At 65.4% G+C, this 21,703-nt stretch carries 21 protein-coding genes; 14 read left to right on the top strand and 7 right to left on the bottom strand.

Translation table 11 applies throughout. The features are described 5' to 3' along the window. Positions 1 to 20 precede the first annotated feature (20 nt). Both N911_RS0109495 and N911_RS0109490 read left to right on the top strand, forming a co-directional pair. The gene (locus N911_RS0109495; RefSeq protein WP_029896556.1) at positions 21 to 968 is read left to right on the top strand and encodes an aspartate carbamoyltransferase catalytic subunit; all 948 of its coding nucleotides are present in this window, start codon (positions 21 to 23) and stop codon (positions 966 to 968) included. Beyond that, complete coding sequence (locus N911_RS0109490) at positions 965 to 2,236, top strand: dihydroorotase (RefSeq protein ID WP_029896554.1); 1,272 nt, start codon at positions 965 to 967, stop codon at positions 2,234 to 2,236. The genes N911_RS0109495 and N911_RS0109490 overlap by 4 nt, the downstream gene beginning before the upstream one ends. Before the next feature lie 92 nt (positions 2,237 to 2,328). Here the strand turns inward: N911_RS0109490 and N911_RS0109485 are convergent, their stop codons facing one another. Then, complete coding sequence (locus N911_RS0109485; protein ID WP_029896552.1) at positions 2,329 to 2,520, bottom strand: hypothetical protein; 192 nt, start codon at positions 2,518 to 2,520, stop codon at positions 2,329 to 2,331. A gap of 180 nt (positions 2,521 to 2,700) precedes the next feature. Between N911_RS0109485 and N911_RS0109480 the strand changes: the two genes are divergently transcribed. Both N911_RS0109480 and N911_RS0109475 read left to right on the top strand, forming a co-directional pair. Further along, a complete protein-coding gene (locus N911_RS0109480; RefSeq protein ID WP_029896549.1) occupies positions 2,701 to 3,072 on the top strand; it encodes an ACT domain-containing protein in 372 nt (123 codons plus the stop codon). Positions 3,073 to 3,222: 150 nt separating this feature from the next. Continuing rightward, on the top strand, positions 3,223 to 4,668 hold the full coding sequence (locus N911_RS0109475) for a 30S ribosomal protein S1 (RefSeq protein WP_029896548.1): 1,446 nt from the start codon (positions 3,223 to 3,225) through the stop codon (positions 4,666 to 4,668). 87 nt (positions 4,669 to 4,755) lie between these two features. On the opposite strand, the gene N911_RS0109470 is transcribed toward N911_RS0109475, so the two are convergent. Beyond that, positions 4,756 to 5,709, bottom strand: coding sequence for a mechanosensitive ion channel family protein (locus N911_RS0109470; RefSeq protein WP_081859141.1), 954 nt, complete (start codon positions 5,707 to 5,709; stop codon positions 4,756 to 4,758). A gap of 193 nt (positions 5,710 to 5,902) precedes the next feature. Here N911_RS0109470 and N911_RS0109465 point away from each other — a divergent pair, with 193 nt between their 5' ends. Then, positions 5,903 to 8,284: an ion channel gene (locus N911_RS0109465; protein ID WP_029896546.1), complete on the top strand. Its 2,382-nt coding sequence runs from the start codon at positions 5,903 to 5,905 to the stop codon at positions 8,282 to 8,284. Here N911_RS0109465 and uvrA read toward each other — a convergent pair. Next, positions 8,241 to 11,009 carry an excinuclease ABC subunit UvrA gene (uvrA, locus tag N911_RS0109460; RefSeq protein WP_029896544.1) on the bottom strand — a complete coding sequence of 923 codons (2,769 nt, stop codon included), beginning with the start codon at positions 11,007 to 11,009 and terminating at the stop codon, positions 8,241 to 8,243. The genes N911_RS0109465 and uvrA overlap by 44 nt on opposite strands. Before the next feature lie 878 nt (positions 11,010 to 11,887). Here uvrA and N911_RS18825 point away from each other — a divergent pair. The 4 genes from N911_RS18825 to N911_RS18455 all read left to right on the top strand — a co-directional run bounded on the left by N911_RS18825 (position 11,888) and on the right by N911_RS18455 (position 14,507). Then, the gene (locus N911_RS18825; RefSeq protein ID WP_051694142.1) at positions 11,888 to 12,433 is read left to right on the top strand and encodes a response regulator; all 546 of its coding nucleotides are present in this window, start codon (positions 11,888 to 11,890) and stop codon (positions 12,431 to 12,433) included. Continuing rightward, a complete protein-coding gene (locus tag N911_RS0109450; RefSeq protein ID WP_425266029.1) occupies positions 12,328 to 13,329 on the top strand; it encodes a sigma-54 interaction domain-containing protein in 1,002 nt (333 codons plus the stop codon). The genes N911_RS18825 and N911_RS0109450 overlap by 106 nt, the downstream gene beginning before the upstream one ends. A gap of 189 nt (positions 13,330 to 13,518) precedes the next feature. Next, entirely contained in the window at positions 13,519 to 14,328 is an 810-nt protein-coding gene (locus N911_RS0109445; RefSeq protein WP_029896538.1) for a cytidylate kinase-like family protein, read from the top strand. Between the two features lie 11 nt (positions 14,329 to 14,339). Then, on the top strand, positions 14,340 to 14,507 hold the full coding sequence (locus N911_RS18455; protein WP_161781613.1) for a hypothetical protein: 168 nt from the start codon (positions 14,340 to 14,342) through the stop codon (positions 14,505 to 14,507). A gap of 180 nt (positions 14,508 to 14,687) precedes the next feature. On the opposite strand, the gene N911_RS0109435 is transcribed toward N911_RS18455, so the two are convergent. From N911_RS0109435 to N911_RS0109425, 3 genes are read right to left on the bottom strand one after another with little or no spacing between them, the layout of a single operon-like run. Further along, positions 14,688 to 15,143, bottom strand: a complete 456-nt coding sequence (locus N911_RS0109435; RefSeq protein WP_029896536.1) for a response regulator — start codon at positions 15,141 to 15,143, stop codon at positions 14,688 to 14,690. A gap of 16 nt (positions 15,144 to 15,159) precedes the next feature. Beyond that, the gene (locus N911_RS0109430) at positions 15,160 to 15,582 is read right to left on the bottom strand and encodes a DUF1634 domain-containing protein (RefSeq protein WP_029896533.1); all 423 of its coding nucleotides are present in this window, start codon (positions 15,580 to 15,582) and stop codon (positions 15,160 to 15,162) included. Between the two features lie 15 nt (positions 15,583 to 15,597). Further along, positions 15,598 to 16,572 carry a sulfite exporter TauE/SafE family protein gene (locus N911_RS0109425; RefSeq protein ID WP_029896531.1) on the bottom strand — a complete coding sequence of 325 codons (975 nt, stop codon included), beginning with the start codon at positions 16,570 to 16,572 and terminating at the stop codon, positions 15,598 to 15,600. Positions 16,573 to 16,679: 107 nt separating this feature from the next. Here N911_RS0109425 and N911_RS0109420 point away from each other — a divergent pair, with 107 nt between their 5' ends. Genes N911_RS0109420 through N911_RS17550 form a run of 4 tightly spaced genes read left to right on the top strand, consistent with a single transcriptional unit; the run spans position 16,680 to position 19,749 of the window. Next, positions 16,680 to 17,075: a response regulator gene (locus N911_RS0109420; RefSeq protein WP_029896528.1), complete on the top strand. Its 396-nt coding sequence runs from the start codon at positions 16,680 to 16,682 to the stop codon at positions 17,073 to 17,075. Then, entirely contained in the window at positions 17,072 to 18,802 is a 1,731-nt protein-coding gene (locus N911_RS0109415) for a sensor histidine kinase (RefSeq protein WP_029896526.1), read from the top strand. The genes N911_RS0109420 and N911_RS0109415 overlap by 4 nt, the downstream gene beginning before the upstream one ends. Continuing rightward, positions 18,783 to 19,148, top strand: coding sequence for a response regulator (locus N911_RS0109410; RefSeq protein WP_029896524.1), 366 nt, complete (start codon positions 18,783 to 18,785; stop codon positions 19,146 to 19,148). Before N911_RS0109415 ends, N911_RS0109410 begins: the two co-directional genes overlap by 20 nt. Next, complete coding sequence (locus tag N911_RS17550; protein WP_051694140.1) at positions 19,141 to 19,749, top strand: sensor histidine kinase; 609 nt, start codon at positions 19,141 to 19,143, stop codon at positions 19,747 to 19,749. The genes N911_RS0109410 and N911_RS17550 overlap by 8 nt, the downstream gene beginning before the upstream one ends. Before the next feature lie 62 nt (positions 19,750 to 19,811). On the opposite strand, the gene N911_RS0109400 is transcribed toward N911_RS17550, so the two are convergent. Beyond that, positions 19,812 to 20,168: a cupin domain-containing protein gene (locus N911_RS0109400; RefSeq protein ID WP_029896520.1), complete on the bottom strand. Its 357-nt coding sequence runs from the start codon at positions 20,166 to 20,168 to the stop codon at positions 19,812 to 19,814. 476 nt (positions 20,169 to 20,644) lie between these two features. Between N911_RS0109400 and rlmN the strand changes: the two genes are divergently transcribed. Next, positions 20,645 to 21,682, top strand: a complete 1,038-nt coding sequence (rlmN, locus tag N911_RS0109395; RefSeq protein ID WP_029896518.1) for a dual-specificity RNA methyltransferase RlmN — start codon at positions 20,645 to 20,647, stop codon at positions 21,680 to 21,682. Positions 21,683 to 21,703 lie beyond the last annotated feature (21 nt).

Below are 21,703 nucleotides of genomic sequence, written 5' to 3'. Positions count from 1 at the left end.
CCAAGCCCAAGGTCCGCCGCATGACACGGGAAGACACCCCCACCTGGCCCCACAAGGACCTCCTCGACGTGGACCAGCTCTCCCTTGAGGAGATCCACCGCGTCTTCGAAACCGCCCTCTCCTTGCAGGAGATCAACCAGCGTCCCGTGAAGAAGGTTCCCACGCTGCGCGGCCGCAGCGTCGTCCTCTTCTTCGCCGAGCCCTCCACCCGCACCAAGACCTCTTTCGACATGGCGGGCAAGCGGCTCTCCGCCGACACCTTCTCCCTGGCCCAGTCCTCCTCCTCCCTGACCAAGGGGGAGAGCCTCAAGGACACCGCCCTGACCCTGCAGGCCATGAGCCCTGACGCCATCGTCATCCGCCACTGGGCCAGCGGCGCGGCGCAATTCCTGGCCGAGCGGCTGGAGTGCTCGGTCATCAATGCGGGCGACGGCTGGCACGCCCACCCCACCCAGGCCCTGCTGGACGGCTTCACCCTCTTCCAGGAGTGGGGGACGCTCCAGGGCAAGACAATCCTCATTTTGGGCGACATCGCCCACTCCCGGGTGGCCCGCTCCAACGTCAACCTGCTCACCCGGCTGGGGGCGAATGTCCGCCTCTGCGGCCCGCGCACCCTGCTGCCGCACGACACCTCCTCCTGGCCGGTGGAGGTGTACACCGACCTGGACAAGGCCTGCCGCGACGCGGACGGCGTCATGTGCCTGCGGCTGCAGCTGGAGCGCATGCAGTCCGGCATGCTGCCCGACCTGCGCGAGTACGCCCGCACCTACGGCCTGGCCCCGCGCCACCTGGAGCGCGCCGCCGATGACTGCCGGGTGCTGCACCCCGGCCCCATGAACCGTGGCGTGGAGATCGACTCCGCCCTGGCCGACTCCCTCTCCTCCCTGGTCCTGGACCAGGTGTCCGCCGGGGTGGCCACCCGCATGGCCCTGCTTTTCCTTTACCTGACCCGCACGGAGGCATCGTGAGCGCACCCCATCTGGTCATCCGCCGGGCGGACTGGTTCGGCCGGGAGAAAGACCTGCTCATGGCCGACGGCCGCGTTCTGGAGCTGGCCGACCACGACCCCGCCCGCTCCTTCGGCGACGCGGAAGTCGTCGAGGCCCACGGCGCGGTGCTTCTGCCCAGCCTGGTGGACGCCCACGTCCACCTGCGCGAGCCCGGCTTCGAGTACAAGGAGGACATCGCCTCCGGCCTGAAAGCCGCCGCCCGTGGCGGTTTCGGCCGGGTCATGGCCATGGCCAACACCTCCCCGGTGAACGACAACGCCGATGTCACCGAGGCCATGCTGGACACCGCCCGCCGGGCGCATCCAGACGGACCCTTTTTGCATCCGGTGGGCGCGCTGACCCGGGGGCTCAAGGGCGAGGAGCTGTCGCCCATGGCCGACATGGCCCAGGCGGGCTGCATCGCCTTCTCCAACGACGGCCTGCCCATGGCCTCGGCCGCCTTTTTCCGCAAGGCGGTGGAGTACGCCGCCACCTTCAACCGCCCGGTCATCGACCACTGCGAGAACCCCACCATGAACCCCGGCTGCGGGGTCAACGAGGGCGAGGTCTCCTCCCGCCTGGGCCTGCGCGCCCAGCCCTGGGTGGCCGAGGCGGAGCAGGTGGCTCGCGACTGCCTGCTGGCCGAGTTCCTGGGCCTGCCTATCCACCTGGCCCACGTCTCCTGCCGCGCCTCCGTGGACTGCATCCGCACGGCCAAGGCGCGCGGCGCGCCTGTCACCGCCGAGACCTGCCCCCACTACCTGACTCTCACCGAGTCCTCGGTCGAGGGGTACAACACCCTGGCCAAGGTCAACCCGCCTCTGCGCACGGACGAGGACGTGGCCGCGCTCAAGGCCGCCCTGGCCGATGGGACCATCGACATCCTGGCCACGGACCACGCCCCCCACGCCGACCACGAGAAGGAAACCGAGTTCGAGGCCGCGCCCTGCGGCATCTCCGGCCTGGAGACCGCCATGTCCCTGACCTGGCCCCTGGTGGAATCCGGCCTCATCGACCGCGAGCGCTTCGCCGACCTCTGGCGCCACCGCCCGGCCGAACTGTTCGGCCTGGAGCCGGTGCGGCTCGAGCCGGGCGATGCGGCCGACTGCATCCTCTTCGACCCCTCGGCGGGGTGGACACCCTCGCCGGACAGCCTGGTCTCCAAGGGCAAGAACACGCCCTTCCGCGACACCCCCCTCAAGGGCCGCGTCACCGCGCATGTCCTGGGCGGGGTCCGCGTTTTCTAGGGGCTTTTCCACCGCCGAAAAAGAGCGCGCCGCCGCCCGCGCCGGGGTACCCCGGCGCGGGCGGCGGCGCGCAAACGAGTATGTTTGCCCGGCTAGGACCGGCCGGGGCGCAAGCTGGCGTACGGGCCGGAGGGGCTCATGCGGTCGCAGAAGGTGCAGACGGAGCGAGGGGAAGCGCAGCGTCCGCAGTCCTGGGTGCGACCGAAGGCCTTCAGGTCGCCGCAGCGCTCCCAGTTCTTGATGTGGCCGGGGCAGGCGGGGTCGTTGCAGTAGTACAGCAGCATGGCTCGCTCCAATGGAATAAGGTGGTATTGTACTGGTAGCACGGTTGCGGAAAAGATGGAAAGTGAAATTGCCGTGTCATGAATTTCACGGGTCGCCTTCCTGGCGAAATCGCGGTAGGGGACCCGATACGCCGCGCTCCACGCGGCGTAGGGAAGATGACGCCCCCTCCCGGAGGAACCATGCGCATTCGCCACATACCCGGCCGCTACGCTGTCTGCCGCTTGGACACGGACGCGGCCGTGCCCGAGAAACCCGCGGGGGCCTCCCTGTGGTCCGCGACGCGCACGAAGGACGAACTGTCCCTGGTCTGCCCGGAAGAGTACGCCCCGGCCGGAGCGCGCGTGGAGGACGGCTTCGCCGCCTTAATGGTGGAGGGGCCGCTGGACTTTTCCCTGACCGGCGTCCTCGCCTCCCTGGCCGAGCCCCTGGCCCGGGCCGGGGTGTCCATTTTCTGCCTCTCCACCTTCGACACCGACTGGCTGCTGGTTCCGGCGGCCAGGCTGGAGACCGCCCGAGACGCCCTGCGCGGGGCCGGCTTCGATACGGTCTGAGCCACCGTCCATCATCCCGGTGAAAACCCTGGCCTCGGGCAGGTTTGCGTGAGACTTGGCCCCGAAGGCCCCGGCAAAAGGCAAAAACCCTTGTGCGGCGCGGCTTCTTCCGCTAAGGCTTGCCCGAAACGAGGCCGCAAGGAGCGACGAATGGCCGACGAGAACAATCAAGATTTCGCCTCCATGCAGGAGGCATTCGAGGAAGCCGGGGCCGCCGACGACATCAACGTGGGCGACCGGGTCAAGGGAACCGTCATCGCGGTGGACCAGAGCTCCATCTTTGTGGACGTGGGCGCCAAGGTGGACGCCGTGGTGGACCGCGAGGAGCTGCTGGACGAGTCCGGCGAGCCCTCGGTGGACGTGGGCGACGAGGTGGAGCTCTACGTGGTGGACGCCTCGGGCGGCGTTATCAAGCTGTCCAAGGCCCTCTCCGGGCAGGGCGGCGTGCGCCTGCTGGAGGAAGCCAAGGAGAGCGGCCTGCCCGTGGAGGGCAAGGTCGTGGGCACCCGCAAGGGCGGCTTCGAGGTCAAGGCCATGGGCCGCTCCGCCTTCGTGCCCGTGAGCCAGATCGACGACCGCTACGTGGAGGACCCGGAAACCTACGTCGGCCAGACGCTGGAGTTTTTGGTGGACCGCGTGGAAAAGGGCGGCCGCAACGTCGTCCTCACCCGCCGCCCCCTGCTGGAGCGTGAAAAGGCCGCCGCCCAGGAGACGTTCGTCGAGGAAACCAAGCCCGGCGAGGTGGTCTCCGGCGAGGTCAAGCGCATCGCCGACTTCGGCGCCTTCGTTGAGGTCGCCCCAGGCGTGGAGGGGCTGGTGCACATCTCGGAGATGGGCTGGTCCCGCGTGGAGGACCCCCGCGAGGTGGTCAAGGAGGGCGACAAGGTCGAGGTCAAGATCCTCGACGTCAAACCCGGCGACAAGGGCCGCCTGAAGATTTCCCTGTCCATGAAGCAGGCCCAGCAAGACCCTTGGGACACCATCCACCAGCACATCCAGCCCGGCGACCGGCTCTCGGGCAAAGTCACCCGGCTGGCGGATTTCGGCGCCTTCGTGGAGGTCGCCCCCGGACTGGAGGGGCTGGTCCACGTCTCGGAGCTCTCCCACAAGCGCGTGCTCAAGCCGGACGAGGTGGTCTCGCAGGGCGACACCGTGACCGTGGCGGTCAAAGACGTGGACACCGAGCGCCGCCGCCTCTCCCTGTCCATGAAGGACGCCGAGGGCGACCCCTGGGCCGGTGTCGCCGACCGCTACCCCAAGGGCGCGGAGGTCACCGGCACGGTGGAGAAGAAGGAAACCTTCGGCGTCTTTGTGGAGCTGGAGCCGGGCATCACCGCCCTGCTGCCCAACTCCCTCATCGCCCCGGAGAAGAAGGACGAAGTGGCCAAGCTGACCCCGGGCGACGAACTCACCGCGGCCATAGAGGCGGTCAAGCCCGACGAGCGCAAAATGACCCTTACCCTGGGCGGCAAGTCCCGCCAGGACGAGCCCAAGGACTGGAAAAAGCACGCCAAGGCGGGCGGCCAGCCCAAGCAGCAGCAGGGCATGGGCCTGCTCGGCGAGAAACTCCAGGAAGCAATGAAGAACAAGAAGTAGCCCCTTTCGGGCAATCGATAGAAAAAGCGGGAGCTGGGCCGAGGCCCAGCTCCCGCTTTTTCTATTTGACGGGTGGAAGGGGGAAGGTCACTCCCCCGCTTTTCCGCCTTCCGCGTCTGCCCCGCCTTCCGTGCGCAGGTGCAGCGGAGGCGCGGAACCGTCCTTCTCCCGCCCGGGGTAGAGGGTGACGTGGGGGAAGGGGATCTCGATGCCCTTTTCGTCGAAGGCCTTCTTCAGGCGGCGGTTGAATTCGCGGGCCACGGCCCACTGCATGATGGGCTTGGTCTTGGTGCGGGCCCTCACGATGACCGCAGAGTCCGCGAAACGGTCCACGCCCAGCAACTCGATGGGCTCGAGGATGTCCGAGGCGTACTGCGAGTTTGTCCGCATGTCCTCGTCCACCTCCTTGATGACCTCCATGACCTCGTCCACGTCCTCGCGGTAGGCCACGCCGATGTCGAAGACGTAGCGGGAATAGTCCTTGGTCATGTTCGTCACCACGCCCACCTGGCCGTTGCGGATGAAGTGCACGTTGCCGGAGAGGTCGCGCAGGATGATCAGGCGGAGGGTGATCTTCTCCACCACGCCGCCCTTGTCGCCTATCTGCACCACGTCGCCCACGCGCACCTGGTCCTCGATGAGCAGGAAAAAGCCGGAAATGACGTCCGAAACCAAGGCCTGCGCGCCGAAGGAGATAGCCAGGCCGAGGACACCTGCCGCGGCCAGGATGGGGCCGATCTCGATGCCCAGAAGCCCCAGCACCACGAAGATTCCCACCAGCAGCACGGTAAGGGTGGCGGCGAACGAGGATATCTCGCGCAGGGTGGTTGCCCGCTTGACGAACTCCGGGTCGCGGTCGCGCGACATGCGGTCGAACAGGCGGCGGATGACGGAACGGGTGACGGCCAGGGCCACGACCAGCAGGATGATGACCAGCAGGATGCGCGGTCCCTGGGTGAGCAGCCAGTCCACGGCCACTTCGGCGTACTCCTGCACAAGCTGTTGGAAGTCCTGCAACGATGAGGCTGTTGTTTCGGGCACGGAGATTCCTCCTTTCTCTATTTTGATTCCTATCCCATGGGAGCGGTCAGGGGCAAGGGCCGGAGGGGATCGCCCGGAGTTTCCCGACGGCTTCCAATCGCATCATTGACTTGCTTATAAGGTTTGTCTAACCAAAGACCCGCTTTTGCGTTTGCCCAAACCGGTTTACACGAAACAGGGGGATGGCGGGTCCATGGGACTCTGCAAGGCGATACTCTTTCTTTACCTCGCGAGCGGCATCATCGTCGTCATGGCGCGGGCTAGCGAGCCGCTCTCCAGAATCCTGCCGCCGCATTGGGTATTCTCCGTGGGACTCGTGGCGGCCTTTCTCTTCTTCCTGTCGGTCGGGCTTGCCAAGAAAAAGCCGCCCTGTTTCAGGGAAGGCCGGATCGGCGAACTCGTCGGCATACTCTTCGGCCGCCTGCCCCACTGGCTTCTGTCCGGCGTCAGGCGCATCGTGGACGGCGGCCTCGGCATTCTGCACCCCCACCGGGGAGAGGAATCCCCCCGCGGTTCGCTACTGTGGTCCCTGTCCGTCATGTCCGGTGCATCGCTGCTGTCCATCCCCGTCCTTTTCGCCCTGGACCAGCCGCGGGGAGCCTGGTGGACCTACCAAGCCTTCCTGCTTTCCCTGGGCCTCTTCTTCACCATCATCCTCAACTACTACAACCTGGCCATCTCCCGCTTTCTCCGCAAAAGCAGGGAGTCTCCCCTGCGGGAGGTGTACCAGGATGAAAAAGACAAAATCCCATCCAAGAAGTTCGAACGCTACATCACCTTTTTCCGAGGCCTGGTGGTCATGGCCCTGGCTGGGCTCGCCTCCATCTGGGCCTGGGCGCGGTTTCTGAGTGGAGAGACCTCGAGGCTGCGCTTCCTGCTGGAGCCGACCCTCATCGACGGCGACCTGGACGTGCTGGCCACGCTGCTGCTGTCCTTCATCGCCGTGCTCTCGGCCGGACTGCTGGTGGTGTACTTCTACCGGATCCGCTGGGAGAAAGGCGAAAAGCGGATTATCGACAGCGAGCTCTCCGGCGACACCGATGAAGCGGACAACATGCGGGACAGAAGGCAGGAGTACCGCAACGTCCAGGCCATCCTCTACGCGCCCATGGCCACCTTCGTCTTTCCCCTGCCCTTTCTCCTCAGCTACCTGGGCGAGCACTGGACCCTGCCCTTCTGCCACCCCCTGCTCACCCCGGGCACCGTCACCCGGGTGGTCATCCTGGGGCTGTTCCTGGCCTCCACCGTCTTCATGGCCAACACCAACCGCCTCAACTGCCCGCCCGGAGGAACCTTCATCAAGATCATCGGCTCCATCCTGGTGCTGGCCAACGTGGGCTTCACCTTCGGCCTCATTTTTCACAACGTGGACAAGGAACGGGCCAGGGATTTCTACGTTTGGGAAATGGCCAAAACAGCGGACGGGTCCGGGGAGGCCGCGGCGGGCATGCTGGGCTACGCCGGGAAGCGCGGCTGGCTGGCCGGGGAGAGGCCGTCCGGACTGGACGAGGCCTGCGGTTGTTCCTGGAGCACCGTGCGGCCCGGCGAACAGAGTCGGGAGGGAGTGCGGCTGGCCTTCTCCTACTACAGCCACCCCGGCGCCAGGCGGCACCAGCTCTACCGCTACGACTACGGCATGTACCAGGTGCGGCAGGCGGGCATCGAGCGCGACCCGGCTTCAGAAGTGGAGGCCGCCTACACCATGGCCGATCTGGCGGACAACAGCGGCTTCGACGTCTCCGCCTCGCGTCTGGCAAAGAAGGGTGTGCTGCTGGGCGAGGTGGTGCGTCGCTACTATTTCGCCTTCGAGAGCGAGGACGAGCCAATCCTGCCCTCGGCCATCCTGCGGCCAGGGGGAGAGGGCCGCCCCGCGAGGGTGTGGCCCGTGGAGGAAGGCGGTTGGGAGGCCTTCCACGAGGACCTGGGCGAGGTGGTGGCCGGGCTGGCCGGACAGAAGAGCTTCGGCTTCGACATCCTGGGCCTGTCCAATGACCGCTCGGTGCGGCCGAGCCTGCGGAACAAGGGCATTGGAAACAACGCCCAGCTTGCCGAAAAGCGGGCGAGGGTGATCTGTTCCGAACTCAAGGAGGCGGGATACGACGCCAACATCATGGATGTGGGCAGCAGCGGTCCCACAAGCGACGGCCTGCTGCGCGGGGCCGAGGCAGGGTTCCTTTCGGCCAACGCCAGCCTCACCGGCCGGAAGCGCTCCGGGGAGGGGGTGACCGGCTACCGGGCGGGGGTGCTGCGGGTGGTCTCCAAGCCGCTGGACCACTTCTTCCGCTTCAACGACCGCTTCGACACCTCGGGCATCAACTACACCCAGTCCGTGACCCTGGCCGACGCCCTGTTCTACTCCAGCTACACCGTTACCACCACGGGCTACGGCATCGTCCCCCTGGCCGAGGAAATCAAGCTCTACACCGCCCTGGAGAACGTCTTCGAGCTGGTCATCATCTCCATCCTGGTGGCCGCCGCCCTGTCCGAACGCATCAAGCCCAGCTGCCTGCGCAAATTCGAAGTCACCGGCGTCAGGCGCCGCTCGCGACAGGAGGACGCAGAAACGCCCCGGTGACAGAGTCCCCGTCCCCGGCGATTTCCTCCGGGGTGCCTTGGGAGACGATGCGGCCGCCGGACTCGCCGCCGCCCGGGCCCAGGTCCACCACGTGGTCCGCGGCCCGCACCACGTCCAGGTTGTGCTCGATGACCACCACCGTTGCCCCCTTGTCCACCAGCTTGCCCAGCACGTGGATGAGCTTGCCCACCTCGTGCATGTGCAGCCCGGTGGTGGGCTCGTCCAGCACGTACAGCGCGCCGGGCAGGCTGCGCTTGCCCAGCTCCCGCGATATCTTGATGCGCTGCGCCTCGCCGCCGGACAGCGTGGTGGCGGGCTGGCCCAGGTGGATGTACTCCAGCCCCACCTCCTCCAGCACCTCCAGCCGCCGCAGAAGGGCCGGGTAGTTCTCGAAGAAGGCCTTGGCCTGGCGCACGGTCATGTCCAGCACGTCGGCGATGTTCTTGCCCTTGTAGGTCACTTCCAAGGTGTCGGCGTTGTAGCGGCGGCCCTTGCACACCGGGCAGCGCACGTACACGTCCGGCAGGAAATGCATCTCCACCCGTATCTGGCCGTCGCCCTTGCAGTGCTCGCAGCGGCCGCCGGACACGTTGAAGGAGAAGCGGCCCGGCAGGAATCCCTTGGCCTTGGCCTCCTTGGTGGAGGCGAATATCTTGCGGATCTCGTCGAAGACCTTGGTGTAGGTGGCCGGGTTGGAGCGCGGCGTGCGGCCGATGGGGGTCTGGTCGATGGAGATGACCTTCTCCACCCGCTCCAGGTTCTCGAAGCCGCCGATCTGCCCGGGGTTGTCCACCTTCACGCCCATCTTCAGGGCGATGTGCTTGTACATGGAGTCCACCACCAGCGACGACTTGCCCGAGCCGGATGGCCCGGTGACCACTGTCAGGCAGCCCAGGGGCAGGTCCATGTCCACGTTTTGCAGGTTGTTAGTGGTCACCCGCCGCAGGCCCAGGTGTCCCGTTGGCTCGCGCCGCGTCTCGGGCGGCTCCACCGCCAGCTCTCCGCGCAGGTACTTGCCGGTCAGGGAGTCCGCGCCGTTCAGCAAGCCGTCCACGCCGCCCTGGTAGACCACCTCGCCGCCCAGCATGCCCGAGCCGGGGCCAAGCTCCACCACGTGGTCCGCCGCGCGGATGGTGTCCTCGTCGTGCTCCACCACCAGCACGGTGTTGCCCCGGCCCTGCAAACTGCGCAGGGTGCGCAGCAGCCGCTCGTTGTCGCGCGGGTGCAGGCCGATGGAAGGCTCGTCCAGCACGTAGGTCACGCCCACCAGCCCGGAGCCAAGCTGCCCCGCCAGCCGTATGCGCTGCGCCTCGCCGCCGGACAGTGTGGACATCTCCCGCGACAGGGAGATGTAGTCCAGCCCCACGTTCACCAGAAAGCCCAGCCGGTGGGTCAACTCCTTGAGCAGCGGCTCGGCGATGATCTCCTCCTCCTGGGGGAAGGACAGCCCCTCCAGCCACCCCAGCGCCCGCACGATGGGCATGGTGGCGAACTCGTGGATGTTCACCCCCTCCACCCGCACGGCCAGGGACTCCGGCTTCAGCCGCGCCCCGTGGCAGGCCGGGCAGGGCCGCGCCTGGCGGTAGCGCGACAGCTCGTCCCGCCACACGTGGCCGAAGGCCATGCCCGCCTCCAACGCGTCGGTCACGCCCTCCCAGTCCACGTCCTCATCGCCGAAGAACAGGGCGTCCCAGGCTGCCTCTGACAGCTCCCCCAGCGGGGTGTCCAGGGTGAAGCCGTACTTCTTGCCAAGCTCTTTCAACCGCGGCTCGAACCGCGCCAGCACCTTGCGGTTCTTCCACGGCAACACCCCGCCGCCCCGGATGGACAGCCCCCGGTTGGGCGCGATGAGGGCGGGCTCGAAATACTCCACCGAGCCGATGCCCGAGCACACCGGGCACGCCCCCTGCGGGCTGTTGAAGGAAAACAGCTGCGGGCTGAGATTGGGCAGGGAAATGTTGCACTCCGGGCACACCGACAGGGTGGACAGCAGCCGCTCCCCGCCGCCCAACTCGGCCACCACCAGCCGCTGGTCGCCCCAGCGCAGGGCCAGCTCCACCGACCCCGCCAGCCGCGACCGCATGCCCTCCTTGACCACCAGCCGGTCCACCACAAGCTCGATGGTGTGCTTGCGGTTCTTCTCAAGCTCGCCCACCTCGTCCAGCAGCTTCACCTCCCCGTCCACCCGCACGCGCACGAACCCCTCCTTGCGCAGCTTGGCGAACAGGTCCTTGAAGGTGCCCTTCTTGTTCTCCGCCAGCGGGGCCAGCAGCAGGAACTTCGTCCCCTCCGCCATGCCCGTGATGGTCTCCACGATCTCGTCCACGGTCTGCGACCGGATGGGCCTTGAGCACTGCGGGCAATGAAACTTTCCCAGCCGGGCGAAGAACACCCGCAAAAAGTCGTGCACCTCCGTCACCGTACCCACCGTGGAACGCGGGTTGCGGCTGCCCGCCTGCTGCTCCAGGGAAATGGCCGGGGACAAGCCCTCGATCTTCTCCACAGCGGGCTTGTCCAGCTGCGGCAAAAACTGGCGCGCGTACGCGGACAACGACTCCACATACCGCCGCTGCCCCTCGGCGTAGATGATGTCGAAAGCCAGGGTGGACTTGCCCGACCCGCTGGGACCGCAGACCACCACCAGCTTCTCCCTGGGAATGTCCAGGGTCAGGTCCTTGAGGTTGTGCTGCTTGGCCCCCTCGATGTGAATATACTCATGCGCCATGCGTGGATGTCTCCATGGAATGGGAAGAGAAAAAAATGAGGAATTCGCCTCGCGGCGAAGATAATTCCTGCACTTAACGCGCCCACGGCGCGCGTCAAGAGGCCGTGTCAAAGCACCCGGAGCAACCGGCGTGAGGCGGGAAGATACCAAATCAGCCTGGCGATGACGATGCGGAGAGAAGATTTCGCCCTTCGGGCGACCAGGGCCTGCTCGGCCCTGGACCCGAGGCAAAGTAACTTTGCATGTGTAACGCGGGATTGAGGGAGACGATTTGCGGGAAAGGGAGCGCTCCGGCGTACCTGCCATTGCGGGGCTATCTCAGGCGGTAAAACCTTGCCCTGGTCGTTTGGCTACCCATGCGTTGGACGCGGGAATGGGCTGCTATTTCTACTAAGCGTTTCGCCTCCGGCGACCAGGGGGCTGCGCGCCCCCTGGACCCTGCGGCAAACTTACCTTGCATGTGTGTTCGCGCGATGAGGCGCGTCAGGGGAAATGCGCGGGAGTACTCCGGCGAACCGGCGATTGTGGAACCCAAATACCCGGTAAAACCCGGCCTCGGCCGTCTGGCTTCAGATGCGCGGGGCGCGGAATTGGGCTGTGGTCTCCCGGCTCCCAGCCATTAGCACCACGCCCCCAAGCGAAACGAGTGATAAGAATTTTTGTGGAAGGATGGAGGATGCTTAGGGGCGGAAGGGAACCACTTTTGGAAAAGTGATTCCCTTCCGCACCCAATGCCCTGAGCCCCCGCTCCCGCCAACCGTCTTCCATTCCTGCCATTCCCTTTTCTCCACCGTCGCATGCTTCTCATTTTTTCATTATGTGACAAGGCGAAACCCACGTTGCCAAAAAGAACCTTTGTGTTTAGATTTTGAACACCCATGGCGGAACGTGCAGCAGATACTTCGAGAGAGGGCCGGTTCCAGGTTCTTGTGGTGGACGACGAACCCGAGTTTCGGGAGACGTTGGCCGAGCGCATCCGGTTGCGGGGCATGGAGCCCTTGCCCGCGCCGGACGGCGCCACCGCCCTTGAGCTGGCCCGGAGCCATCCTGTTTCCCTGGCCATTGTGGATTACCAGATGCCGGACATGGACGGTCTGGTGGTCATCACCAAGCTGCGGGAGATCGATCCTGGCATCCGCACGGTTCTTCTGACCGGCCGGGGCGACGAGAAGGCCCGCCAGGCGAGCGACGCATTGGAGTCCAAGTATTTCGAGAAGGACGACATGCAGGACTTCTGGCGGTTTTTGAAGCGCTTCGGCGAGGGCGGGGGATGGTCTTTTTCGCCCCGTCCGAGGGCGAGGGCTGGAATCCGGAGCGTCTGGAGCTGGCCTCGGCCCCCAGGCCGCGCGCTGGCGGCGCGGGGCACGAGGTTGCGCCCAGGCTGCTGGGCGAGACCGGGCCCATGCAGGAGCTGCGGCGCATGATCGCCAAGGTGGCCGCCCTGGACTGCACAGTGCTCATCCGGGGCGAGACGGGTACGGGCAAGGAGCTTGTGGCCCGCTCCATTCACCAGGCCAGCAAGCGCAGCGAGGCCAGGTTCCTGGCCATCAACTGCGGGTCGTTCTCCCAGGAGCTGCTTTCCAACGAGCTGTTCGGGCACGAGAAGGAAGCCTTCACCGGCGCGGACAAGGTCAAGGAAGGCATGTTCGAGGCGGCCAAGGGCGGCACAATCCTGCTGGACGAGATCGGCGACACCCCGCAGGCCATGCAGACCCAGCTTTTGCGGGTATTGCAGGAGAAGAGCATCATCCGCGTGGGTGGCACCCACGAGGTGCCGGTGGATGTAAGGGTGCTGGCGGCCACCAACAAGACGCTGCGAGACGAGGTGGCCTCGGGCAAGTTCCGCGAGGACCTGTACTACCGTCTGAACGCCTTTATCCTGCGCATTCCCCCCCTGCGCGAGCGGCAGGAGGACATCCCCCTGCTGGGGCGGTATTTCCTGGACAAGTACCTGCGCGAATTCGACAAGAAGGCGCGTGGCGTGTCGCACGGCGTATGGGAACTTCTGGAAAGCTACCCCTTCCCGGGCAACGTGCGGGAGCTGGAGAACATCATGGAGCGGGCGGTCATCCTCTGCGACGGCGAGGAGATCCTGCCAGAGCACCTGCCCCGCCGCGTACGAGAAGGACGGTCCGGACCGGAGAAGGAGGCCCCGGCACCGGAGGAGGGCGACTCCCTGCCCACGCTGGCGGAACTCGAGGACGAGCACATCCGCCGGGTGATGTCCCATACCGACGGCAATAAGATGGATGCGGCGAAAATATTGGGCATCAGCCGCACGTCCCTGTGGCGCAAACTGAAGCGCATGGGCGAAGTGTAGCTAAATGCAACTCATGTTTCACTTTGCACAACACCCTATCCTTCCGAAATAGCTTCACTTTCTGCACTAAGCGTTTTATCCTGAAACAAAGTCGCCTGTGCCTCCCCCTTGACGATTGAGTAATTTCAGCTAGTTATCGTTTGGCACGGCTCTTGTTATCCTTTGAAACAGATCAAAGGAGGCAAGATCATGGCGATCATCACCATTTCCAGGGACGCGATGAGCGGCGGCGGCCATGTGGCCGCCAGGGTGGCCGAGGAGCTTGGGTACACTGTGGTGGGCCCGGAAACGGTGGCCGAGGCCGCCGAGACCCTCTCCCTCAATTGCGAGGAAGTCGAGCGCACCATGCACCGGGCCCCCCGCGGCCTGGACCGTTTCACCACCAAGCATGAGCAGCGCATGGCCCTCTTCCGGGCGGCCTTCTACGATCTCATGCAGCGGGACAACATCGTCTACCACGGGCTGGCTGGGCACCTGTTCATGGCCGAGCTGCCCAACGTGCTCAAGGTCCGGCTCAAGGCGGACATGGACAACCGCGTCAGCGAGGTCATGCAGCGCGAGGGCGTCAACCGTGGACAGGCCCAGCGCATCCTGCAGCGCCGCGACCGCGAGCGCGAACGCTGGACCCGCGACGTGTACGGGCTGGACCCCCACGACCCGGACCTTTACGACATCTACCTCAACCTGCACCACATCGACGTGGACAAGGCCTCCAAGATCATCGTGGACGCCACCCGGGTCTCCACCAACGGCCACGGCCCCATCATGCGCAAGATGCTGCGCGACCTGGCCCTGGCGGCCCGCGCCGAGGCGCGCCTGCTGCACGTTTTCCGGGGCGTGGAGGCCACGGCCGACGACGGCGAACTGTTCATCAAGGTGGACGCGCCCCTGGCGGGCGAGGAATCGGTCATGGAGCAGGCCAAGGGCCGGCTGCGGGGCCTGGAGGGCATGACCAACGCCTACGTCGGCGTGGGCGCTCCAACCTTCACCCACTACTAGGCGGAGGCGGTATGTCCGAACGAGAGCGCAGCCTGTTCGTCCGCAAGAGCGATTCGCCCCGCTTCACCATCCTCCGCGCCGAGACACGCGGGGAGCAGTCTGGGGAAAATTCCGAGGACCGCCGGGACCCCTCCCTGAACACCCCGGACGAGGACCGCTTTTACATCCTCGGCGAGTGACGCCCCCGCACCGCCTCCACCAGCGAAAAGACCCCGTTTGATCCGGGGTCTTTTTTTTTCGCCTGGCCTGTTCCGCCACATCCCGCGCTGCGCCATCCGCCAGGCGGCTCCGCATGAAAAAAGGCCCCCCGGCGCGAGCCGGGGGGCCTTTGAGAGTCGGGATACACGCGGGAGGGGCTGTTACTTGTCCTCGTCCTCGTAATCCTCGGAGTAGTGCGCCGCGTCGTCCAGGTCGCCGCCAGTGGCTATGCCCGCGGCGGCCATGGAGTCCTCCAGCGTCTTGGGGATGCGCTTGAGGAAGGACCAGAAACTGTCCATGTCGTCTTTCTCGAAGTACTCGGAGTCGAGCCCCTCGGTGGCCTGCTGGACCTTCTCGTCGCCGTAGGCGGTCAGCAGGGTGGTGTGCAGCTTCGGGTTGATTTCCTTGAGCTTCTGGATGGTCACCAGACCGTCCATGCCCGGCATTTTCAGGTCAACCACCGCCAGTTCGATGCGGTGCTCCCTGGCCAGTTCCAGGGCCTCCTCGCCGCTGGTGGCGAGGATGGGCTCGAATCCCTTGAGCTTGACCCGTTCGGAAATGGAGTCCAGGAACTCCTTCTCGTCGTCAACCAGCAGAATCCTGACTTTCTTGGTCATGTCCGTCCCTCCGGGGTTAGTGGCCACCCGAGCCCAGGAGACCCGAGGCGGCCAGACACAGCACCAGCACCTCGAGCACGCAGATGATGGTGTAGGTCCAGTCGCGCTGCCGGATGAATCCCGGGAGGAGCACAAGGTAGCACACGATGGTCAGCAAGGCCATCAGGGCCAGGCCAATGAAGTTCAGGTAATCACCGGTGTTGAGCAGGGCGGCCCAGCCCCAGCCGCTGGGGGCGTCGGTGGCCTGCTGGTAGTGGTGGACGCCGTGCGTCCAGCTGTCGATGACCGCGCGGATGGTGGAGTGCGGCTCCAGAATGCCGGTCAGGTAGATGAAATACGTCACCACGAGCAGGGCGATACCCGTCCACGCACCCAAAAAGAGGATGTTGGCGTAGGTGATCTGCTCCGGCATGGGGCGGGAAGCTTTGTGGTCGCTCATCGTATCCTCCCTTGGTTAACCGAGTAATCCGATGTTCAGGCCCTTGTCCAACGCCTTGAGCCCGGCGAAGAAGAGCACGCAGATGACCATGTAGCGGATCAGCTTGGGCTTGGCCTTGGACAGCAGCCGCACGCCCACGAACGAGCCGAGCATGAGGCCCACGATGGAGGGCACGGCCATCAGCGGAATGACGCAGCCGCGGTTGAGATATATCCAGGCCGCGGAAGTGTCGGTGATGGACAGCAGGAACTTGCTTGTGGCCACCGAAACCTTCAGCGGCGCGCCCATGAGCAGGTTGAATACCGGCACGTTGGCCCAGCCCGCGCCCAGGCCGAACATGCCCGCCAGCAAGCCGATGAAGATGAAGAGAATGATGCCCAGCAGGGTGCGGTGCGTCTTCCACTCCACCTCCTTGCCCAGGGAGGGGTCGAAGTAGGTGCCGCTCATGCCCAGGGCCAAGCCCACGGCGTCCTGCTTCGTCACCACCGGCTGGGCCGAGTTTTTGGAAAACAGCAGCAGGGCGGCGATGCCCACGATGGTCGCACCCAGGCAGACCTGCACGATTGCCGGGTCCAGGCTGGAGAGGTACAGACCGAGTATGGCGCCCGCGATGGAACAGGCCGAGGCCACGAGCGCCACCGGTAGCGCGAGCCGCAGGCTCGCCAGGTTTCGTCGCAGAAGGCCCGGTCCGGCCGCCAGCGCTCCGGCCAGGGCCACCATCAGGCCCGCGCCGCGCACGAAGTCGATGTGGAACGGGAAGAATCCGCTGACGAGCGGGACGTAGAGCACGCCGCCGCCGACTCCGGCCAGCACCGCGATGATGCCGAGCACGAAGCAGAAGAAGAACAGAACAACGGGCCAGAACCACCACGGCTTGCCGCCGCCCGCGACCTGGGCCGCTCCCTCCGTTGCCAGGGCGCCGACCGGACTGGCCAGCAGCAACCCCAGTGACGGAAGAAGAGCCCGACGCGCTTTTTCAAAATGAAACATCTCCCACCTCTCTTCAAATGGAAACAAGTTGCTAAGTGGAACAATCTGTGGCTATATGTTCTAAAATGCGATGTCAAGCCGCCAACGGCGGGAGGTTTGAAAGCAAAATGAAACAGTGTAGAGTCCTCCTGGTTGACGATGAAATAGAGTTCGTGACCACCTTGGCCGAACGCCTGGAGCTACGCGGCTTCAAGCCCTTGGTGGTCCACGACGGGGAGTCCGCCCTGCGAGCCCTGGCGGACGCGGACTCCGACCCGCCATTCCAGGCCGTGCTTCTCGACCTGCGCATGCCGGGCATGGAAGGCACCGAGGTGCTCAGGCGCATGGACCCGGGAATGCGCGCGCGCGTGGTGGTCCTCACCGGGCACGGTTCCGAAAAGGAACGCCGCGAGTGCATGGATTTGGGCGCGGCGGACTACCTGGGCAAGCCGGCGGAACTGCCGGAACTGGACGCCGCCCTGCGGCGGGCGGCCGGGAACGGGGAAAACGGGGGAGGGAAATGATCAATCGGCTCAAGCCGGACTTCTGGGACGCGGAACGCAAGTCCCACTTCCAGAGCCTGTTCAACTACCGCCGCATCTGGCTGCTCTCCATCATCCTGCTGGCCGGAGTCTCCCTGGTGCCCCTGGCGGTCATGGCCGTGGCCGACTACCAGATCACTTCCAAGGCCATTCACTCGGAAAACCTTCTGCGCACCCTGCGGGTCACATCCAACACCCGCCGCACGGTCAGCTTCTTCCTGGAGGAACGGCTGGCCGCCCTGCGTTTCGCCCTGCAGGAAACCCCCTACCCGGCCCTGGCCAGTTCCGAACGCTTGCGCGAACTGCTGGGCGACCTCAAGTACGGCTTCGGCGGGTTTCAGGACATCGGCCTCATCGCCGAGGACGGCGAGCAGCTGGCCTACGCCGGCCCCTTCGACCTGGAGGGACGCGACTATTCCGACCAGGAATGGTTCATCCAGGCCATGAAGCAGGGAGAGAGCGTTTCCGACGTCTTCCTGGGCTTCCGCAACGCCCCACATATTTCCATCTCCATCCGGGGCCGCAACACCGAGGGGCGCCACTTCCTTTTGCGGGCCACCCTGGACATCCAGCGCTTCGTCTCCATCCTCTCCTCCCTCAAGCTCAGCGGCCCGGCCAGCGAGGCCTTCCTCATCAACCGCCGGGGGGTACTGCAGACGCCCAGTTCCCGCTACGGGGACATCCTGCAGCCCACCAACCTGCCCGTGCCCCCCTACTCAGCTGAGACCCGCTCCATGCAGATGCGCGGGCACGAGGGCGAGCCCCTCATCGTGGGCTACGCCTACATCGAAAATTCCCCGTTCATCCTCATGCTGGTCAAGCGCAAGGCCGAAGTCATGAAGGGCTGGTCCGACATGCGCCGCGACCTGATGTGGTTCTTCGCCGCGAGCTGCGGCGGCATCCTGGTGGTCATTGTCTGGATGTCCACCTTCATGGTGGGCAAGGTCTACCACTCGGAGCAAACCCGGCTGGCCACCATGCAGCAGATGGAGAACACCTCCCGGCTGGCCTCGGTGGGGCGCCTGGCCGCTGGCGTGGCCCACGAAATCAACAACCCCCTGGCCGTGATCAACGAAAAGGCCGGTCTCATGGAGGACCTGCTGGAGTTCGACCGCAGCCCCGGCAGGGAGGACCGGCTCAAGGGGCTTGTGGGGGCCATCATCTCCTCGGTCTCGCGCTGCGGGCAGATCACCCGCCAGCTCCTCAGCTTCGCCCGCCACTTCGAGCTCAAGACCGAGCCGGTACGCGTGGAAGAGGTGGTGCAGGAAGTGCTCAGTTTTCTGCGCAAGGAGGCGGAATACAGGAATATCGACATCAACTTGCGGCCCGTCGACGGCGTGCGGCCCATCGTCTCCGACCGGGGCAAGCTGCAGCAGATATTCCTCAACATCATCAACAACGCCTTCCAGGCAATGAACGACGGCGGCAGGCTGGACATTACCGTCAGCCCCATGGAAAACGGCTGGGTCGAGGTCGACATATCCGACACCGGCATCGGCATGGACGAGGACGACCTGGAGAAGATCTTCGAACCCTTCTTCTCCACCAAGCGCGACTCGGGCGGAACCGGACTAGGCCTGTCCATCACCTACGGCCTGGTTCGCAAGCTGCGGGGCGAAATCAGCGTCAAAAGCGAAAAAGGCGAAGGCACGACCTTCTATGTCCGCCTGCCGCCGGAAAGGGATAGGGATGAAAATACTGCTGGTTGACGACGAAGTGGAGCTTGTCTCCACCCTGCGGGAACGCCTCCAGCTGCGGGGCGTGGACGCGGACTACGTGACCTCGGCCAAGGACGCCATGGAGGCCGTGGAAAACAAGGAATACGACCTGGCCGTGCTGGACGTGAAAATGCCCCGCATGAGCGGCATCGAGCTCAAGCGCGAGCTGGAGTCGCGCCGGCCGGGCATGCGCTTCATCTTCATCACCGGACACGGCTCCCAAGAGGACTACCGCGTGGGCTCCAGCGAGGGCGACTTCTACCTGGTCAAGCCAGTGCAGCTGGCCACCCTCATGCAAAAGGCCAAACAGGCCCTGGGAGGCGACGACGATGGCTGATCAACGTCAGGGACTGCTCTTCTTCGGAACCATGGCGGCGTCCCTCTCCCACGAGATGCGCAACGCCCTGGCCACGGTCTCGGAAACCTCCGGCCTCATGGCCGACATCATGGAAATGGCCGCCGAGGAAGGCAACGACGTGGACCCGGAAAAACTGCGTTCCCTCTGCCAGCGCATCGCCACCCAGTCCAAGCGGGCCGCCGGTCTGGCCGGACGGCTGAATGCCTTCGCCCACACCGTGGACGAGGAACACGCCGCCGTGGACCTGCGCACCCACATCGCCCTGGCCGTGGAGCTCAACCGCCGCAAGGCCTCCCTGGAGAGGGTGGACCTGGACAATGGCGAACTGGCGGACGGGCCGGAAATCACCTGCGACCCCTTCGCCCTGCACCTCCTGCTCCACCAGGTGTTCATGGCCTCGGTCAGACGATGCGGCACGGAGGCCAATCTCCAGGTGGACCTGGAACCTTCCGGCGACATCCGCATCCGGGGCTTGGCGGAAAAACCTGAAGGCCTCCCCGAATCCCTCGCCCGGGCCGCCCTGGACCTGGGCTTCGCCCCGTCGCTGGAATCCGGTGCCCTGCGCCTCAAACGATCCTGAGCCGCCCTGATATAATACCCCCCGCCCCCGCCGGACTGAACGGCGGGCGGGAATACATCCCGCTACAAGGGCTTTGCCTCGGTGGTGTATTCGTTGGTCTCGCCGCCCGTGTTGCTCGTTCCCGCGGGCTCGAACAATACGATCAAACACTCCTCCTCCGCCACGGGCCGGTGCTCCACTCCGCGCGGCACCACGGCCAGCTCTCCCGGCCCCAACGCCACGTTCCCCTCGCTCGACTCCAGGACCATGCTCCCGCTATACACCAGGAACATCTCCTCCTCGCCGTCGTGCGCGTGCCAGGGAAATTCGCCCTGAATCCTGGCCAGCTTCACCATCTGCCCGTTCAATTCCGCCGCCACACGCGGCGACCATTGTTCCTCGATTCGGCCAAACGCCTCGTCCAAGTTCACCTTGCGCATGATACACCTCCTGAAGCGAACCGAAGTAGCGCGGATTCATGGATGAGGAAAGTTGGTGTTTGGGTTAAACACTTCCTAACGCCTTGGGGGCCAACATGGTATTCGGGAATCGACGGGAATGGAAGGTGGTTGGCGGGGATGGCGATTCAGGGCAGTGGGAGAGGAAGGAAAAACCCTTTGCCGCTCGCTCCGCTCGGGGGCGTGGTACTGGCGGGTGGCAGCCGCGGGATAACATCTCAATTTCGCGTCCAACGCATCTGAAGCGGGATGGCAGGGCAGGTTTTTGCCGGGAGAGATTGCCCAGCAATCGCGGGTACGCCGGAGTGCTCCCTTCGCGCGATTCCACTGCGCGCCAACCCGCGAACACACATGCAAAGCGTGTTTGCCTCGGGTCCAGGGCCGAGCGGGCCCTGGTCGCCGAAGGCGAAATCCTTCCCGGGCTTGACGCCTTGCCAGGGAAGGCTATGACTTGGCGGATGGAGAACATACTGGATTTGCCGTTCGAGGCCTTGCGGGAACGGTTCACGGAGATGGGCGAGCCCGCGTTCCGGGCGGAGCAGGTGTGGCAGTGGCTGTGGCGCAAGCGGGCGCGGTCGTTCGGGGAGATGACCAACGTCTCCAAGGGCTTGCGGGCCGGGCTGGAATCCATGTTCGAGATCGCCTGGCCTGTGCCCGAGAACGTGCCTGTTTCCAGCGACGGGACCACAAAATTCCTTTTGCGGCTGGCGGACGGGCAGGCCGTGGAAATGGTGTTGATCCCGGAACGGGACCACTACACCCTCTGCATGTCCTCACAGGTGGGCTGCGCCATGGGATGCGTGTTCTGCTCCACCGGCAGGATGGGGTTCGTGCGCAACCTCGCCCACGGGGAGATGCTGGGTCAGGTGCTTGTCGCCCAGGACCACATTGAGCGCAACGGCTTGGCCATGCCGCTGAAGAACCTGGTTTTCATGGGCATGGGCGAGCCGCTGCTGAATTTCGAGACCCTGCTGGACGGGTTGCGCTCCATGGCCCGCGACAACGGGCTGGGCTTCGGCAGGCGGCGGGTGACGGTCTCCACGGCCGGAGTGCCGGACCGAATCCGACAACTGGGCGAGACCAACCTGGCCCGGCTGGCGGTATCCCTGCACGCGCCCACCCAGGAGCTGCGGGAGCGGATCATGCCCAAGGCGGCCAAGGCGCTGCCCCTGGACAGGCTCATGGAGGACATCCGAGCCTATCCCCTGCCCCAGCGCGAACGCGTGACCCTCGAATACACCCTGCTGCGCGGGGTCAACGACTCGGACGAGCACGCCCGGCAATTGGTGCGGCTGCTCTCCACCACCAAGTGCAAGGTCAACCTCATCGCCTGCAACCCCGGCCCGGACTCGCCGTACGACGCCCCGCCGTCCGAACGCGTGCTGGCCTTTGAACAGGTGCTGCGCTCCAAACACCTGACCACCATTCTGCGCAAATCCAAGGGACAGGACATCAACGCCGCCTGCGGTCAGTTGGTGGCCGCGCACGAGATGTAGGGGTGGAGTTGGGGGGACGCC

Origin of the sequence: Desulfohalovibrio reitneri (assembly GCF_000711295.1) — a bacterium.
Taxonomy (GTDB): Bacteria; Desulfobacterota; Desulfovibrionia; order Desulfovibrionales; family Desulfovibrionaceae; genus Desulfohalovibrio; species Desulfohalovibrio reitneri.
This window is presented reverse-complemented; position numbering and strand designations above follow the sequence as displayed.

Excerpts from the sequence above, each read along its gene's own strand:
- N911_RS0109495 (WP_029896556.1), top strand. The coding sequence starts at position 21 with ATGACACGGGAAGACACCCCCACCTGGCCCCACAAGGACCTCCTCGAC.
- N911_RS0109485 (WP_029896552.1), bottom strand. The coding sequence starts at position 2,520 with ATGCTGCTGTACTACTGCAACGACCCCGCCTGCCCCGGCCACATCAAG.
- N911_RS0109480 (WP_029896549.1), top strand. The coding sequence starts at position 2,701 with ATGCGCATTCGCCACATACCCGGCCGCTACGCTGTCTGCCGCTTGGAC.
- N911_RS0109475 (WP_029896548.1), top strand. The coding sequence starts at position 3,223 with ATGGCCGACGAGAACAATCAAGATTTCGCCTCCATGCAGGAGGCATTC.
- N911_RS0109465 (WP_029896546.1), top strand. The coding sequence starts at position 5,903 with ATGGGACTCTGCAAGGCGATACTCTTTCTTTACCTCGCGAGCGGCATC.
- uvrA (WP_029896544.1), bottom strand. The coding sequence starts at position 11,009 with ATGGCGCATGAGTATATTCACATCGAGGGGGCCAAGCAGCACAACCTC.
- N911_RS18825 (WP_051694142.1), top strand. The coding sequence starts at position 11,888 with ATGGCGGAACGTGCAGCAGATACTTCGAGAGAGGGCCGGTTCCAGGTT.
- N911_RS0109445 (WP_029896538.1), top strand. The coding sequence starts at position 13,519 with ATGGCGATCATCACCATTTCCAGGGACGCGATGAGCGGCGGCGGCCAT.
- N911_RS18455 (WP_161781613.1), top strand. The coding sequence starts at position 14,340 with ATGTCCGAACGAGAGCGCAGCCTGTTCGTCCGCAAGAGCGATTCGCCC.
- N911_RS0109435 (WP_029896536.1), bottom strand. The coding sequence starts at position 15,143 with ATGACCAAGAAAGTCAGGATTCTGCTGGTTGACGACGAGAAGGAGTTC.
- N911_RS0109430 (WP_029896533.1), bottom strand. The coding sequence starts at position 15,582 with ATGAGCGACCACAAAGCTTCCCGCCCCATGCCGGAGCAGATCACCTAC.
- N911_RS0109425 (WP_029896531.1), bottom strand. The coding sequence starts at position 16,572 with ATGTTTCATTTTGAAAAAGCGCGTCGGGCTCTTCTTCCGTCACTGGGG.
- N911_RS0109420 (WP_029896528.1), top strand. The coding sequence starts at position 16,680 with ATGAAACAGTGTAGAGTCCTCCTGGTTGACGATGAAATAGAGTTCGTG.
- N911_RS0109415 (WP_029896526.1), top strand. The coding sequence starts at position 17,072 with ATGATCAATCGGCTCAAGCCGGACTTCTGGGACGCGGAACGCAAGTCC.
- N911_RS0109410 (WP_029896524.1), top strand. The coding sequence starts at position 18,783 with ATGAAAATACTGCTGGTTGACGACGAAGTGGAGCTTGTCTCCACCCTG.
- N911_RS17550 (WP_051694140.1), top strand. The coding sequence starts at position 19,141 with ATGGCTGATCAACGTCAGGGACTGCTCTTCTTCGGAACCATGGCGGCG.
- N911_RS0109400 (WP_029896520.1), bottom strand. The coding sequence starts at position 20,168 with ATGCGCAAGGTGAACTTGGACGAGGCGTTTGGCCGAATCGAGGAACAA.
- rlmN (WP_029896518.1), top strand. The coding sequence starts at position 20,645 with ATGGAGAACATACTGGATTTGCCGTTCGAGGCCTTGCGGGAACGGTTC.